Origin of the sequence: Synechococcus sp. CBW1107 (assembly GCF_015841355.1) — a bacterium.
GTDB lineage: Bacteria > Cyanobacteriota > Cyanobacteriia > PCC-6307 > Cyanobiaceae > Regnicoccus_A.
Map to the genome: position 1 here is coordinate 2,865,042 of NZ_CP064908.1, position 15,475 is coordinate 2,880,516.

Genomic DNA, 15,475 nt, shown 5'->3' on the forward strand with positions numbered 1-15,475 from the left:
GGGCGCAGGCCAGCCTCACCCACCCCGCCGTTCCCACAACAAGAACGGCTCGAAGCTCACGCTGATCCCGAATTCCTCGGCGAATTCCAGCACCCGGCACCAGGCCCGGTTCTCACGAACGATGCCCCGCAGGATCAGCGGCGCATCCCCCCGCTGCAGGCCCATTTCAAACAGCGGCCAGCCCACCGAGGGCTGCACCTGGTCGTCCTGAAACGTGGGCGCCACATCGAGGCTGCCGATCAGGATCCTCCGGCGGCTCGCCTCCCATTCGTAGGGGATCTCGTAGAGCTCCAGCATCTCGGCGGCCAGGGCCCAGGAGGTGCCGCCCGCATCGATCTCCACCGCCAGCTCCCGGCCGCGGGCCTTCATCGTGCTGGCGCGGCGGAACTCCAGCCGGCTCGAGGCGGCCGCCTCAGGTTCACTCAGATGCCGGCGGATGCGCTGGCGCAGTTCATCGCCGCCGGTGGGTGGGCCGTTCCTGCTGAGCTGTAGGAAATCCCAGCGCTCGCCGCTGCCACCCCAGATCACCGGGCCGTAGTTGTCGTGCATCCAGTGGCCGTCGCGGTTGGAGGCGGCCTCGGCGTGGGTCATCACCGTCTGCAACGAGATGTCGCCTGCGCTCCAGCCCCAGCTGGCAGCGATTCGGGCCGCCTCCCGGCACATCGCCTCCAGTTGCGCCTCGGTGGGTGGAATCGTCCAGGGATCGGGTTGGCCGCCCATGCAGGCGCAGGAGAGGGCCACGGAATTGCTGTTGCGCCGATAGGTATGTGCCGGCAGATCCACGCTGTAGGCGTGCAGCCGGTTGAGGCGGCCATCACCGCTGATGATCGTGTGGTAGTGCCCGGAGCGTACCCAGGTGTAGGGCGTGGCGGCCCAGTGCAGGTAGATCGTGGCCGGCATGGTGGGCTTCGCTCCGGATGGCTGTTCAGCCGCCAGTGAATTACTGATTAGACTTGATGGTAATTCAGGATGATGGTGATGAGAAGCACGATCACGTCCCGCGGTCAGACCGTGATCCCGGCAGCCATCCGAGAGCGCTTTGCACTTGGACCCTCCCAGCGGCTGGAGTGGGTCGTGGAGGCCGACGGCTCGATTCGGGTCTTTCCGGTTGCCGCGTCTCCCGTGAAGGCCTTTCGGGGGCAGGGGAAGCTCGGGGGCTCGACCCAGCGCCAGCTGGCCGATCGGCTCGCTGATGCTGCGCTGGAAGCGTGATGACCCGGTTCTGCCTCGACACGTCGGCCTTGCTCACCTTGAGAGATGACGAGCCCGGTGCCGATCAGGTTGAGCAGGCCCTGGTGGGCCCTGTGCGCTGCACGGCCTGTTTCATCACCCGCATGGAGGTCTTGTACCGCGTCTGGAAGGACGAGGGTGAACGGGCCGGCCGACTGGCCTATGAGCAGCTGCAGGCGCTTCCGATCGACTGGCTGGAAGCCAGCGAGCCCCTGCTGATCTCTGCCGCGCAGATCAAGGCCACGCATGCCCTGTCCTTGGCGGATGCCTGGATCGCCGCGGCTGCTCTCCACTGCGGCGCCACCCTGCTGCACAAAGATCCGGAGTTTCAGGCCATCGACGGTCTAGCTCAGGAGTGGCTGGCCTGAGGGAGCAAGGCTGCCCCTGCGGCTCCCTGCAAACCAGCCACAATGCCGTCATGAACCGTTCCGCCGACTGGCTGCACCAGGCGCACGCTGATCTGGGGTCATGGACTGGGCCGATCCTTCCGAGATCTGCCCCCCACCTCCTCTGCCCAGCTAGGGAAAGCCGTGACGGATCTGGAGGACCGTCTTCGCATTCTCGATGCCCTCTACATCCCCACCCGCTACCCGGATAGCCTTCCGGATGGGGCCTCCACCGACCATTTCGGTCGTCTGCAAGGCGACGACGCTCTTCGCCATGCCCGTGCGCTTGTTGACGCAATCCGTGATGCGCTGGCCGCTGGAGCTGCTGCCCCTCAGCTGCGATGCGCTGGTGCTCACGCCCGCCGAACATGAGGCGTTGTTGGCGGGCGGATCACGCTTCGCCAACGAGCTGCGGCGCGATGCCCGCTGGGTCTGGTCACGACCGGCCACCCACCCCGCCGATCCAGCAGTGTGAGCTTCTAGCACTCGGCACCAGGCGCGGAAAGTGGCCCGCCATGGTGAGGCGCGCTCCTGGTACTGACGTACTATAGATGTTCGGTTTGGATGCGTGGCCGCTAGGCTGATGTCAAGACGTGAAGTGAATCTTGCTTCTGGTCAGCCTGATTCGTTTCCCCTGTTCGATCGCGCCGGTTATGCCTCCCTCGCAGGCGGCTTGCTTGTCGTCCTGATCACGTTCTTCACTTCTTACAGCCATGTTGATCTCCTCAGGATCCACATCCCGGTCAATCAGCAAATCGGAATTCCTTTCCTTGTTGCCGCCTTGGCGGCGCTGGTTGGCGAAGACGAAGTCTTCTCCGAAGGAGTAGTTAAACTGGCATCCAACGATCGATGCGCAGATCAGCGCGCTCGAGAGCGAGAAGCGAGAGGCGAGAGCTCGAGAGCTCGAGAGCGAGAAGCGAACGAAACTGCTCGAGAAAGAGATCGAGCGGCTCGCCGAACTCGAATCCAGGCTGGATGCCTTGTTGCTCAGTCGCAGTGATCGCCGGCCACAGGGCGATGGCCCGCTGGAGCAGCTCTGAGTGCGCCCCTCGGCCACCGAGCCGGCCAGCCCTGCCGGCGCTGGCGCCAGATCAGGCGCTGGGAGGGGCTCACCAATATGGATTGAGCCGATTCACACCGCCCGCAGCTCGCCGCTCGCCAGCCGCGCGCGGAAGTCGGCCACGGTGGCGGCCAGGCCCTCGGCCAGGGGGATGCGCGCCCGCCAGCCCAGCGCAGCCAGCCGGCTCACGTCCAGCTGTTTCTTCGGGGTGCCGTCGGGCTTGCTGCTGTCCCAGTCGATCCTGCCGGCGAAGCCCGTTGCCGCTGCCACCGCCTCCGCCAGCTCGCGGATGGTGAGGTCCACTCCGGTGCCCACGTTCAGGAAATTCAGCGGTTCGCCGCCATCCCCGCAGGGCGCGCCGGAGGCATCAGGGTTCCAGTGCTCCAGGGCGTACAGGCAGGCCTCGCCCAGATCGTCGACGTGCAGGAACTCGCGCAGGGGCATGCCCGTGCCCCAGCAGCTCACACATTCGTCGCCACGTTCGGTGGCTTCATGGAAGCGGCGGATCAGCGCCGGCAGCACGTGGCTGTTGACCGGGTGGTAGTTGTCGCCCGGCCCATACAGATTGGTGGGCATCAGGCTGATGGCATCGAAGCCGTGCTGGCGCCGCAGCGCCTCGCAGAGCTTGATGCCGGCGATCTTGGCGATCGCATACCACTCGTTGCTGGGCTCCAGCGCGCCGGTGAGCAGTGCTTCCTCACGGATCGGCTGCGCCGCGAACTTCGGATAGATGCAGCTGCTGCCCAGGAACAGCAACCGCCGCGTCCCGTGCCGCCAGGCGTTCTCGATCACCTGGGTCTCGATCTTGAGGTTGTCGAGCAGAAAATCGGCCGGGTAGGTCGCATTGGCATGGATGCCGCCCACCTTCGCCGCCGCCAGCACCACCACAGTCGGCCGGTGCGTCGCAAACCAGCCCTCCACCGCCGTCGCGTCGAGCAGGTCGAGCTCCTCTCGCCCGGGGGTGAGCAGCGCTCCCCCGGCAGCGCGCGCCGCCGCTGCATCTCCGTAACCAGCCCTCTGCAGCGCCCGGCAGATGGCGCTGCCCGCCATGCCGCGATGGCCGGCCACCCATATGCGGTCTTCTGGGGTGATCAGCTTTTCACTCACGACCGCCCACCACCTTGAAGCCCTTGAGGCGCAGCAGCGCCTCCTTGCGCGCCTCCTCCTTGTCGTGGGCCACCATCTCGGTCACCAGCTCGCCAAGGCTGGTAGTGGGTGTCCAGCCCAGTTTGGTGTGGGCATTGCTGGGATCGCCCAGCAGCGTTTCCACTTCGGCGGGCCGGAAGTAGCGCGGGTCGATGCGCACCACCACCTCGCCGGTGCTGCGCCTGCCGATCTCGTCCACCCCCTCGCCTTGCCACTCGATCGCCCCCCAGCCCAGCTCAGCTGCTGCCAGCTCGATGAAGCGGCGCACGCTCTCCTGCCGGCCGGTGGCGATAACGAAATCCTCCGGACTCTCCTGCTGGAGCATCCGCCACTGCATCTCCACGTAGTCGCGGGCGTGGCCCCAGTCGCGCAGCGAATCGATGTTGCCCATGAACAGGCAGTCGTCGAGGCCGGCATCGATGCGCGCCAGCCCGCGGGTGATCTTGCGGGTCACGAACGTTTCGCCCCGCCGCGGTGATTCGTGGTTGAACAGGATGCCGTTGCAGGCATACATGCCATAGGCCTCGCGGTAGTTAACCGTTATCCAGTAGGCATAGAGTTTGGCCACCCCATAGGGGCTGCGCGGATAGAAAGGGGTGGTTTCCTTCTGGGGGATTTCCTGCACCAGCCCGTAGAGCTCACTGGTACTGGCCTGGTAGATGCGTGTCTTGTCAGTGAGGTCCAGGATGCGCACCGCCTCCAGGATCCGCAGGGTGCCCAGCGCATCGCAATTGGCGGTGTATTCCGGGCTCTCGAAGCTCACCGCCACGTGGCTCTGGGCACCGAGGTTGTAGATCTCATCGGGCTGCACCTGTTGCACAATGCGGATCACATTGGTGCTGTCGGTGAGATCCCCGTAGTGCAGAACAAGGCGCGGATCGCTTTCGTGGGGATCCTGATACAGATGGTCGATCCGCTGGGTGTTCAGGCTGCTGGCCCGCCGTTTGATGCCGTGCACCACATAGCCCTTCTCGAGCAGCAACTCAGCCAGATAGGAGCCGTCCTGCCCGGAGATGCCCGTGATCAGAGCGGTTTTCGGCATCAGTGCAGCGCTTTGTTGGTGGGTGAACCATTGCAGCAGGCCGTCCTTAGCGCAAGTGCAGCAGCGACGGAAATGGCTGTGGCAGCGTGCAGGGGATGGGTCGCCGAAACGAATCAGCCCAGAGACCCGGCAGGACACCACATATGGTGTGCCGGACGGCCTGATTCTGGAGGCTGCCGCAGAGCCTTGGTCCAGGCCCGGAGTTCAGGTCTGCCAGATCTCCACTGCCTCTGGGTTGGCGGAGCAGACAGCAGCGAACTGCACAGGGGCTGATGTGAAAAGCAAGCGCCGCAGGTAGCGCGTCCCACGGTGCCCGCTCGCGACATGGCGCTTGTGGCTATTCGGTGAAACCACGGATGCACAGACCCATAGCACAGGCGTACTATTCATTGATCGTTTTGGGCTTGTCGTCGCTACGGTCATGGCAGAGAACTAAGCGCCGGCTATGCATCCCTTGTCGGCGGCTGCCTGGTCGTTCTGATCACGTTCTTTACCTCCTACAGCCATGTCGATCTCCTCGGGATCCGCTTCAACGTGAATCAGCAAATCGGAATTCCTGTCCTCATTGCCGCCGTGGCGGCGCTGGTTGGCGAAGACGAAGTCTTCTCCGAAGGAGTAGTTAAACTGGCATCCAACGATCGATGCGCAGATCAGAGCGCTCGAGAGCGAGAGGCGAGAGCTCGAGAGCGAGAAGCGACCGTAGCCGCAGGCCGGCGAAGCCGTAGCTGCTCGAGAAAGAGATAGCGCAGCTCGAGACAGAGAACAAACGGCTCGCCGATCTCGAATCCAGGCTCGATGCCTTGTTGCTCAGTGCGGATTCATCCTCGCAGACACCTCCCGCAACCGGCTCCAGCTGAGTGAAGCGGTGGCCGCATTGATAGAAGCGATCAAGCCGTCGGAATCCTGAGCATGTCTATGTCTATCGCAGAATGTTGGCGTGGCATCGCTCAGGTCCCGGAGGGCAGCAGCTTGCCCAGCTGGGCCGACACACCGGCGCAATCGGCGGCGGCCAGAGCGCCCAGGCCACCCAACACCAGCCGCTCATCAATGGTGAACAGCTTGAAGCGCACCAGGCAGGGTTGGGGCAGGCCCGCGGCCTTGAGATCTTCAAGGGGCCAATCGAGGGGCCAGGAGGATTGCCGCGCTGATGTGATCATCGCCAGCAGCAGATGGCCACAGCTTTGCTGAAAGCAGAGCTGTGAGAGCACCAACGCCGGCCGCTGCTTCTGGGCCTGGCGATCAGTGAATGGGAACGGAACTCGCACCACCGTGTACCTCTTGAAGGCGCTCACAGTTCGCGGAACGCCTCCTCATCCGCCGGGCTACTCCACTCGCTAAGGCTGCTCTCCAGCCCCCGGAGATAGGCCAGATCCAACGGCGTCACCGCCCGCACGCGCACCGAGCCATCCTCCAGTTCCCAACTGAGCTGGTCGCCCTGCCGCAATCCCAGGGCCTCACGCACCGCCTTCGGCACCGTGACCTGTCCTTTGGCGGTGAGTGTGGCGACTTCCATCGGTGGCAGACCAGTCACTGCTCAAAGCCTAGGCCGCATGTCTCCTTGTCGTAAGGCGTCCTTACGGGCTTGTCGTCGCTACGGTCATGGCATAGGACGAAGCGCCGGTTTCCTCGGCTCAGCCCGATCCGTTTCCCTTCCTGATTCGGGTCAATCCGGTTGTCGCGTCTCCCGTTAAGGCTTTTCGAGGGCAATGGAAGCTGGGTCGAGCCCCTGCTCAACATTGCTGCGCAAGAGCTGCTTGAGCGTGACGCGCTCGCTGGCCTTCACTCCAGTGACCACGGACACTCTGCGTCCAGGGCGAGCTGGCATCCTGGTTGCGCTCATGCCGGTGTTGCTTTTGATCACTCCCTCCGGCTGGATCACCCTCGCGGTGCTGTTGGCGGCGATCGTGGTGTTCGTGGGCGGCTGGCTCGCCCCTGACATCGTGGCCCTGGTGGCCGCCGGGCTGCTGATCGCCACCGGTGTGCTCAAGGCCGGCGATGCCCTGGCCGGTTTCGGCAGCCCGGCCCTGATCACCCTGCTGGGGATGTTCGTGCTCTCCGAAGGCCTGCTGCACAGCGGCGCCCTCGATCGCCTGCGCGAACTGCTCGGCTCGCCGCGGATCCGCTCGCCCCAGCGGCTCGTGGCCCTGCTGGCCGGCGTGGTGGCCCCGCTCTCCGGGGTGATTCCCAACACGCCGATCGTGGCGATCCTGCTGCCGGTGATTGAAGGCTGGTGCCGGCGCCGTGGCGTCAGCCCCTCGAAGGTGCTGATCCCCCTCTCGGTCGCCACGATCACCGGCGGCACCCTCACCCTGATCGGCACCTCCACCAACCTGCTGGCCAGCGACGTGTCGGCCAAGCTGGGCTACGGCGAATTCCAGCTGTTCTCCTTCACGGCCATCGGCATTCCGGTGTGGCTGATCGGCAGCCTCTACCTGCTGCTGGCGGCCCGCTTCCTGCCCGATCGCGGCCACGACGGCGGCACGTCGCTGACCGAACTCACCCGCCAGGGCTACCTCACCGAGGTGGTGCTGCCCTCCCGCTCGCCCCTCTGCGATCGCACCCTGCATGCCAGCCGCCTGCAGCGCCGCTTCGATGTGGATGTGCTGGCGGTGCACCGCGGCGGCCAGAAGCTGCAGCCGCCCCTGGCCGAGCTTCGTCTTCAGGCCTCCGACCGCCTGCTGCTGCGCTGCAGCCGCAGTGAACTGCTGCGCCTGCAGCAGGATCAGATGGTGGCCCTGGCCGGCACCCTGCTGGAAGCCCCCGATGCTGCTGGCGTCTCCAGCCTGCCCTCAGGCATCCGCCTCACCGAGGTGCTGCTGCCGGCCGGCTCCCAACTGGCCGGCTCCACCTTGCGCGACCTGCGCTTCCGCCAGCGCTTCAACGCCACCGTGCTGGCCGTGAAGCGCGCCAACACCACCCTGCAGGACCGGCTCGGGCGGCTCACACTCAAGGAAGGCGACCTGCTGCTGCTGCAGGCGCCCCTCGATTCCATCCGCGGTCTGCAGGAGAACAGCGAGCTGGTGGTGCTCGATGAACTCGAGAGCGATCTGCCCACTACCCACCGCAAGGGCCTGGCGGTGCTCACCATGCTGGCGGTGCTGCTGCTCTCCGGCCTGCAGATCATGCCCCTGGTGGCGGCGGTGCTGCTGGGCGTGGGGGTGCTGGTGATCAGCGGCTGCCTCGATGCCAGCAGCGCCCTGCGCGCCATCCGTTGGGATGTGTACCTGCTGCTGGGAGGCCTGTTCAGCTTCAGTGCGGCGCTGCAGCAGAGCGGCCTGGCCCAGCTGGCGGCCGATGCCCTGCTCGTGCGCCTGGAGGGCTGGCCGGTCTACGGCGCCCTGGTGGCCGTGTATGCCGTGACCCTCGTGGGCACCGAACTGCTCAGCAACGGCGCCACCGTGGTGCTGCTGCTGCCGGTGGTGGCCAAGCTGGCCGAAGGCCTGCAGCAGCCTCCGCTGATGTTCATCTACGTGGTGGTGTTCGCCGCCAGCCAGAGCTTTCTTTCGCCGATCGGTTACCAGACGAACCTGATGGTCTATTCCCCGGGGAACTACCGCTTCCTGGATTTTCTTCGTTTCGGCTGGCCGCTGTCGCTGCTTTATGCCGTGGTGATTCCGTTGGTGATCCTGCATGCGGTTCCTGGTGGCTGATCGTGATCAGCCGGAAAGACTTCGCCTGTCCACGACTCCAGCTCCTTGCCGCCTGAGATTGCACCCCATGACGCCGCTACCCGCTGCACTGTTCGACACCCTCGAAACGGTCCTGATGCACTGGCGCTCGGGCCAGGCTGAAGCGGCGCTGGAGGCGTTGCAGGAAGCGATCGCTCAGGCGCCGGCTGGGTTCAGCGAGCGCGGGACCCTCCAGCTGGCCAGGATCCGGCTGCTTGAACGGTAGCGCCCCTCCGAGTGGTGTAACTCAGGAGGTCCTGTGACCCTCTCCGGAGGGTGAACAGGAGCAGTCAGGGGATGACTGCTTGGAAGCTGATTGCGCAGCTCCATTGATCCATTATGAACCCTGATCGCTGAATTGGCAACTCAGCGATCGATGTGTTCTGTGTAGATCGAGGTAGAAGCTGGTGCGCTTCAGCTGATGGTTGCAGCCGGCTGGGCGTTCGGATCTGCATCGGTGAGCTCCAAGGGCTCTTCTGGCTCTGGGATCTTGGCCATGGTGGCCTCAGAGAAGAAGCGGCGACGCTCCAGCTGCCATTCCTCCTGCTGCTCCAGCAGCTGGCTGCCCACCAGGCGCACGATCGCTGGATCATTGGGGAAGATGCCGACCACGTTGGTGCGGCGTTTGATCTCCTTGTTGAGGCGCTCGAGCGGGTTGGTGCTCCAGACCTTGCGCCAGTGCTCCTGGGGGAAGTGCAGGAAGGCCAGCACGTCGTCCCGGGCGGCTTCCATCACGGGCACGGCGCCGGGGAACTGCTTGCGCAGCATCTCGGTGACCCGCTGCCAGTGGGCGCGCACCTGATCTGGAGCCTGGATCACGAACACCGCTTTCATGGCAGCGGCCACCATGTCCTGGCCGGCCTTGGGCACATGGCTCAGCAGGTTGCGCAGGAAGTGCACCCGGCACCTCTGCCAGCTACTGCCCTGGAACATCCGCTTGATCGCTGCCGTCAGGCCCAGGTGGGCATCCGAGATCACCAGGCGGGTGCCGTCGAGGCCACGCTCCTTGAGTGAGCCCAGGAACTGACGCCAGAAGCCCTCCGCCTCGCTGTCGCCCACGGCAATGCCGAGAACTTCGCGGTAGCCGAGGGCATTGATGCCGATCGCCACCACCACCGCCCGCGACACCACCTGCATATTTCGGCCCAGGCGGCCGTGGAGGTAGGTGGCGTCGAGGTAGACGTAGGGAAAGCGGGCATGGTCAAGCGGCCGGCCCAGAAAGGCTTTCACCTGCTCATCGAGCCCCTGGCAGATGCGGCTCACCTCCGATTTGGAGATGCCGCTGGCCCCGCCCAGCGCCTCCACCAGGGCGTCGACCTTGCGGGTGGAGATCCCGCCGGTGTAGGCCTCCATCACCACGGCGTAGAGCGCCTTGTCCACCCGGCGGCGTGGCTCCAGCCAGCTGGGAAAGAAGCTGCCCTGCCGCAACCTGGGAATGGCCAGGCTGAGGTCGCCCACCTGGGTGGTGAGCAGCCGCTCCCGGTAGCCGTTGCGATGGGTGTGTCAGGCGACAGCGAAAACTGGTCCGGAGGCGACACGAAAACTGGTCCACCCCGTGGAGCGAGCCAGGCAGGACGACAAGGGCAGCGCAGGGGCGCCATCTCTGGAGCCGATGGTTCTGGAGACAGCTGTGCAGACCCCTCAGGACGTGGAGGCGATGCGACGGCTATCGGCAGCAGGTTGGGGCCGGAGGCGGATTGCTAAAGAACTGGGCTGTTCACCGGAGACGGTGCGCAAGTACCTGCGGCAGGGTGGCTGGCAGCCCTACGGGAAGCCCTGCCGCAACACGGTTCTCGATGGCCAACGGGAGTGGCTGCGGCAGCGGTTTATGGCCCACCGCGGCAATGCCGATGTGGTGCGGCAGGAGCTGGCCAGTGAGAAGGGAATCGAGGTGAGCCTGCGGACAGTGGAGCGTGCCGTGGAGCCGTGGCGGCGGGAGCTGCGCAACGCGGCCCTGGCGACGGTGCGGTTTGAGACCCCGCCGGGCCGGCAACTGCAGGCAGACTTTGGCCAGTGCCTGGTGAGCATTGGCGGCGAGCGGGTGCGGGTGCACCTGGCGGTGCTCACCCTGGGGTACTCGCGCCGGCTGCTGGTGCGGGCATTCCGCAGCGAGAAGCAGGACCACTGGCTCCAGGCCCTGGAGGAGGGTTTCCGCCACTGGGGCGGGGTACCGCAGGAGGTGCTGGTGGATAACGCCCGTGCGCTGGTGAGCCAGCACGATCCCGAGCGCAACATCCTGGTTTTTGCCGAGCGGCTGGAGGAGTTCGCCCGTTACTGGGGGTTCAAGCCCCGTGCCTGTCGGCCGTACCGGGCCAGAACCAAAGGCAAGGACGAGCGTGGGGTGGCGTACGTCAAGAGGAACGCCATCGCTGGGCGGGAGTTCAGCAGCTGGGCGGAGTTTGAGGCCCATCTGGTGCGCTGGACCCGCGAGGTGGCCGACCTGCGGGTGCACGGCACCACCGGCGAGGCGCCGCTGGACCGGTTTGTGCGGGCAGAAGCCCAGGCGTTGCAGCCGCTGGAGGCCAAGCCGTCGTTCCTGGCGGAGCGGGAGCTGGTGCGGATCGTGCACAGCGACTGCTGCGTGGAGGTGGAGGCGAACTGGTACTCGGCGCCGCAGGCGCTGATCCGTCAGCGGGTGAGCGTGCTGGTGCGCGATCAACAGGTACTGATCCGCCACGGCGGCCGGATCGTCGCTGAGCACAGGCGCCAGCGGCCCGGTAGCCGCAGCCGCCAGGTGATCGACGGCCATTGGGAGGGCCTGCTGCCGCAACGGCAGCAGCGCGAGGCGGAGCGATCGCTGCGGGATGGCAACGCAAGACGTGATCAGGAGCAGCGCCCGGTCCGCAGCTCTGAACTGGCCCGGCCTCTGGCGGTTTATGCCGAGCTGATCGGGGAGGTGGCGGCATGAGTCCCACCAACCCACGCAACCGATCCACAGCGGCGATACCACCGGTACCGACCGAGGAGCTGGAGGCAATGCTCACCCGCCTACGGCTCCCAGCAATCCGCGACCGCCTCGATGCGCTGCTGGAGGAAGCGGCAAGGCGGGAGATGAACCTGCGCGAGGCCCTGGCCTGGCTGTGCGCGGCCGAGGTGGCACGCAAAGACCAGCTGCGGATGGAGATGGCGCTGCGGCTGGCGCGCTTCCCCTATGTGCGCACGCTGGAAGCGTTCGATTTCGAGGCCCAGCCGTCGATCGACCCGGCCCAGATCCGTGAGTTGGCCACCTGCCGCTGGGTGGCCAACGGCGACACCCTGCTGCTGCTCGGGCCGCCGGGTGTGGGCAAGACCCACCTGGCGGTGGCGCTGGGCCGGGAGGCGGTGCGTCTCGGTCACAGCGTCCAGTACGTCGGTGCCATGGAGCTGATCAGCGCCCTGGCCAAGGCCCAGGCGCAGCACGCCCTGGAGGGCCGGCTGACGCAGTACGCCAAAACCCGGCTGCTGATCATCGATGAGCTGGGCTACCTGCCGCTGGAGCCGAACGCTGCGTACCTGTTCTTCCAGCTGATCTCCCGCTGCTACCAGCGCGGCAGCGTGCTGATCACCTCCAACCGCCCCGTCATGGAATGGGGCGAGGTGTTTGGCGATCAGGTGGTCGCCACAGCGATCCTCGACCGGCTGCTGCACCACAGCCACGTGCTGACGATCCGGGGCGACAGCTACCGGCTCAGGGAGAAGCGGCGCAGCGGCCTGATCCGCCCGCAGGCGGGCGGTTCCTCCTCACCGGACAGCGCTGGCCTACGGCCACCACCGCCCGGTGAGAAGGCCTAAGGGGAACCCGGATCAAGCGGCACAGATGCCGCAGCCAACAACAACGACACGACACCCACCGATGAAACACCGATCCAAGGGCAGCCGTAAGGCCCCCATCAGCAAGCCATCAGGTGGACCAGTTTTCGTGTCGCCGGAGGACCAAAAGCGGATGTCGCTTGACAGGGTGGAGCGCTGATCGGGGCAGCGCTCATGGAGTTGAGCGCCCGTGAGGGCAGAAACCTCGGCTTCCAGCAGGTCCTGGAAACCCCGGCGCACGATCTCTGGGATCAGGGCGCCAGCGGTGGTGCCCTCCATGAGCTGGCTCAGCTCGGAGGCGCCACTATGGGTGAGGGTCATGGTCTGTGTTCGGTTTGGTGGTAGTTCTCCGAACAGGGTCACAGACCGGCCCACCCATTGCCACAGCTGAAATCTGAGGGAGGTGAGCCGTCAGCCCCGGCTACGCCGGGGCTGATCCTCCTGAGTTACACCACTTGCTGGGACGCCGCTGCTTGAACAGCTGGGGCGTCAGAGCGATGCCAAAGCTCAACAGGCCGCGTTGATGTGCCAGTTGCCGCCCCCGCCTGGAGTGCTGCTACTGCGAGCCGCTCAAGGCCTCTGCACCCAAGCGGATCCGGATCTGCAGGCAGCCCACACGGCCTGCTACCGGTTGCTGGAGCGCCACCCCGAACACCTCGGCGGACTCTGGTTGGATGAGCAGCTCTCCACCATCGCGGCACAGCAGCAAGCCGGGCTTGAGCCAGAAACTCTGCACATCGTTGGATGTACTGACCTGAGCCTTTCAAGCGAGGCGCAGCCCGCCAAACAGATCGAGGAGGCACTGCAGAAGGCCCTTGCCAACCAAGATCTGGAGGGAGCCCTGGCTCTCTCGATCCGGCTCCGTCAAACCCCCGGGGTTGAGCCCTCCACGTTGCTACGCCATGCGCAACTGTTGCGCGACCTCGGCCGGCCTCAGGAGGCGCTAGAGGCTCTCTCCACGCCACTCCCTACTCCGGCACTGCAGGCACACCAACACAAAAATCGCGGCGAGATCCTCCGCCAGCTTGGCGACCTTCCCGCCAGCTTCAAAGAACTGCAGCAGGCCGTGAGGCTCGATCCCTCATGCCCTGACCATGCCATCGCCCTCGGCTTCCTTCATGCCGACGTGGGAGCGTTTGATCAGGGTCTCGAACTTCTCCACGAAGCCGAGCGGCTGATCACCAGTTCAGAGTCAAGCGCCCAGTGCTGGCTTCGGCTACTGCAGGTGTTCCTCCTGAACCGCCGCGGCGAATACGAAACAGCTCTTGCGATTGCCCAGGGGCTCACAGGCGAGTCCGAGCTTGGATTTGAGGCTCGCGTCCAGGTGACCGGTTTGCTGATCCGTCTTGGCGATCCAAAGGCCGAAAGTGCCCTGCAGGATCTGGCCCCCGCTGGCCTGCGCCAGGAGCGGGAGGCCCTGAAACTCCGGGTGGATTGGCTGTGCAGCCAGTTCCGACTTCAGGAGGCACTTGAGCTCATCACCCCCTTGCTGGGGACTGAGCCAATGGAGATCGCACTTTCTGATCAGGCCTGCCTGCTTCAGGTGATCCTGCTGGATCTTCCCTCTGCCCGCGTTCTCTACCACAAGCTGCGACAAGCCAAGCAGGCCAGTAGTGATCCCGAGCTTCAGCGTGCCTCTCGAGGTGGCCTGCACCGTGGGCTCTACGAGGAGTTCAACACCAATCAGATCGTTGCCAATCATGTCCAACAGTTGGCTCCTTTTCCTTCAGCACAACGACTCAAGGGTCTCGCTGACTTGCTACTGTCCGAGCCCGAATCGAATGCTGCCGCTTTAGCCCTGCTGATCGGTGCACGACAGGTTGGACGATTGAGTAACTGGAATCAGCCAGCTGACAGCATTGATGATCCTGCCGAGATCCCCCATCGGTTGATACAGATCTGGCTTGGTGATGAGCTTCCTGAGAGTGTCCTGGTCACTTCAGGGAGCTGGCGACATGTCAATCCCGGTTATGAACACGTGCTGTTCGAGGCCGACACCGCCGCTTCATTCATCTCCCAACATGCATCAGCGAGGGTCTGTCAGGCCTATGCAAAGGCATCCAGTCCGCTGTTGAGGGCTGGTCTTTTTCAGCTCGCCTACCTCAGGCTGCAAGGCGGCATCGTGGCCAGCCTCAACGTTCTCTGCCGCCATTCTCTTGACCCCTGGATTTCCTCGGGAATCGATATTGTGCTGTACCAGCAGAACCAGGGCTTTCTGGGTATGGAGTTCTTGGCCGCCACCCCCGGGCAGCCGTTGATTGAGGCCGCGCTTGATCTTGCTTGCCACCTGGTTCTGGAAGAACAGGGCAACAACCCCTGGTTCCTCGTCGGGCCAGGGATGTTGACTCTCTGCTTCGCTCGCTACTACCGAGAAGGGTTGGCTGACCTGCAGGCACCGCCTCCCCCGGGTATGAGGTTGCTTACAGAAACACAGCTCAACCTGAGAGTCAGCCATCAACTGGAGTGGCCCGTGAGAATCATCGACGGGCAATGGAGCGACCCAACAGCGCACCTGCTAGGAAGCCAACGGTTATTTCGCCGCAGCCGAGTGGCGTGAAAAACTCACTGAGCTTTCGACCAGCCGACGAATTATGTGATCAGAATCTCGTGATGCGAATCCCTTTGGTATTCGGCGAGCTCAGCAGAGCTGCACTCTTGCAGTGAATATGCCCTTGCCAGTGGAAGTTGCTGAAAAGTTCCAGCAACTCAATTGCCATTATGATATTTATGATGGATCTGAGCTTTTCAGCAGGCCCCACGGCACTTGACCATTTGGATTGCCAGTTGAGGCAGGCCAAGTATCAGGCGATACACATTTGGCTTGACAGGGCAGCTTCGTTGAGCATAGGATGTGGCAATTCAGCTGATCAACTGTTAAGATCAATGCTTGCATCTGCCCATCATTGTTTATGTTGTAAGTCACAACGAAGCCGGAACAGATCAGAGTGTATTTATTATCAATCTTTTGTGCCTGACCAGCATGCCGGAGGCCACTCTTAATGTCGGTAGCGCCCCTCCGAGTGGTGTAACTCAGGAGGTCCTGTGACCCTCTCCGGAGGGTGAACAGGAGCAGTCAGGGGATGACTGCTTGGAAGCTGATTGCGCAGCTCCATTGATCCATTATGAACCCTGATCGCTGAATTGGCAACTCAGC

15 protein-coding genes and 1 pseudogene are annotated in these 15,475 nt (G+C 64.4%); 8 read left to right on the forward strand and 8 right to left on the reverse strand.

Features of this window, described 5'->3' with window-relative positions:
- Positions 1-15 precede the first annotated feature (15 nt).
- Complete coding sequence (locus I1E95_RS15005) at positions 16-900, reverse strand: N-acetylmuramoyl-L-alanine amidase (protein WP_197163579.1); 885 nt, start codon at positions 898-900, stop codon at positions 16-18.
- A 78-nt stretch (positions 901-978) separates the two neighbouring features.
- Here I1E95_RS15005 and I1E95_RS15010 point away from each other — a divergent pair, with 78 nt between their 5' ends.
- From I1E95_RS15010 to I1E95_RS15025, 3 genes are all read left to right on the forward strand, one after another.
- A complete protein-coding gene (locus I1E95_RS15010; RefSeq protein ID WP_197163581.1) occupies positions 979-1,212 on the forward strand; it encodes an AbrB/MazE/SpoVT family DNA-binding domain-containing protein in 234 nt (77 codons plus the stop codon).
- Positions 1,212-1,598 (forward strand): PIN domain-containing protein, encoded by a 387-nt coding sequence (locus I1E95_RS15015; protein WP_197163589.1) that lies wholly within the window; start codon positions 1,212-1,214, stop codon positions 1,596-1,598. Before I1E95_RS15010 ends, I1E95_RS15015 begins: the two co-directional genes overlap by 1 nt.
- 307 nt (positions 1,599-1,905) lie before the next feature.
- Complete coding sequence (locus I1E95_RS15025; protein ID WP_197167589.1) at positions 1,906-2,091, forward strand: hypothetical protein; 186 nt, start codon at positions 1,906-1,908, stop codon at positions 2,089-2,091.
- A gap of 111 nt (positions 2,092-2,202) precedes the next feature.
- On the opposite strand, the gene I1E95_RS15030 is transcribed toward I1E95_RS15025, so the two are convergent.
- The 5 genes from I1E95_RS15030 to I1E95_RS15050 form a co-directional block, all read right to left on the reverse strand.
- Complete coding sequence (locus I1E95_RS15030) at positions 2,203-2,673, reverse strand: hypothetical protein (protein ID WP_197163591.1); 471 nt, start codon at positions 2,671-2,673, stop codon at positions 2,203-2,205.
- 75 nt (positions 2,674-2,748) lie between these two features.
- A complete protein-coding gene (locus I1E95_RS15035) occupies positions 2,749-3,726 on the reverse strand; it encodes a GDP-L-fucose synthase (RefSeq protein ID WP_231595002.1) in 978 nt (325 codons plus the stop codon).
- A 49-nt stretch (positions 3,727-3,775) separates the two neighbouring features.
- A complete protein-coding gene (gene gmd, locus I1E95_RS15040) occupies positions 3,776-4,864 on the reverse strand; it encodes a GDP-mannose 4,6-dehydratase (protein ID WP_197163599.1) in 1,089 nt (362 codons plus the stop codon).
- 947 nt (positions 4,865-5,811) lie between these two features.
- Entirely contained in the window at positions 5,812-6,129 is a 318-nt protein-coding gene (locus I1E95_RS15045; RefSeq protein WP_231594681.1) for a type II toxin-antitoxin system PemK/MazF family toxin, read from the reverse strand.
- Between the two features lie 23 nt (positions 6,130-6,152).
- Entirely contained in the window at positions 6,153-6,377 is a 225-nt protein-coding gene (locus I1E95_RS15050; RefSeq protein ID WP_197163608.1) for an AbrB/MazE/SpoVT family DNA-binding domain-containing protein, read from the reverse strand.
- 325 nt (positions 6,378-6,702) lie between these two features.
- Here I1E95_RS15050 and I1E95_RS15055 point away from each other — a divergent pair, with 325 nt between their 5' ends.
- Together I1E95_RS15055 and I1E95_RS15060 are read left to right on the forward strand one after the other, a co-directional pair.
- The gene (locus I1E95_RS15055) at positions 6,703-8,514 is read left to right on the forward strand and encodes an SLC13 family permease (RefSeq protein ID WP_197163609.1); all 1,812 of its coding nucleotides are present in this window, start codon (positions 6,703-6,705) and stop codon (positions 8,512-8,514) included.
- A 67-nt stretch (positions 8,515-8,581) separates the two neighbouring features.
- Positions 8,582-8,758, forward strand: coding sequence for a hypothetical protein (locus I1E95_RS15060; protein ID WP_197163611.1), 177 nt, complete (start codon positions 8,582-8,584; stop codon positions 8,756-8,758).
- A gap of 188 nt (positions 8,759-8,946) precedes the next feature.
- On the opposite strand, the pseudogene I1E95_RS15065 reads toward I1E95_RS15060, so the two are convergent.
- A pseudogene (locus I1E95_RS15065) lies at positions 8,947-10,032 on the reverse strand (IS256 family transposase); the annotation flags it as partial.
- Between the two features lie 55 nt (positions 10,033-10,087).
- Between I1E95_RS15065 and istA the strand changes: the two are divergent.
- Together istA and istB are read left to right on the forward strand one after the other, a co-directional pair.
- A complete protein-coding gene (istA, locus tag I1E95_RS15070) occupies positions 10,088-11,440 on the forward strand; it encodes an IS21 family transposase (protein WP_197163515.1) in 1,353 nt (450 codons plus the stop codon).
- On the forward strand, positions 11,437-12,303 hold the full coding sequence (gene istB / locus I1E95_RS15075; protein WP_197163513.1) for an IS21-like element helper ATPase IstB: 867 nt from the start codon (positions 11,437-11,439) through the stop codon (positions 12,301-12,303). The genes istA and istB overlap by 4 nt, the downstream gene beginning before the upstream one ends.
- 12 nt (positions 12,304-12,315) lie before the next feature.
- Here the strand turns inward: istB and I1E95_RS15080 are convergent, their stop codons facing one another.
- Positions 12,316-12,642, reverse strand: a complete 327-nt coding sequence (locus I1E95_RS15080; protein WP_197163613.1) for a hypothetical protein — start codon at positions 12,640-12,642, stop codon at positions 12,316-12,318.
- Positions 12,643-12,952: 310 nt separating this feature from the next.
- On the opposite strand from I1E95_RS15080, the gene I1E95_RS15085 reads away from it, so the two are divergent.
- A complete protein-coding gene (locus I1E95_RS15085) occupies positions 12,953-14,878 on the forward strand; it encodes a glycosyltransferase (protein WP_197163615.1) in 1,926 nt (641 codons plus the stop codon).
- The last annotated feature ends 597 nt before the right edge of the window (positions 14,879-15,475 follow it).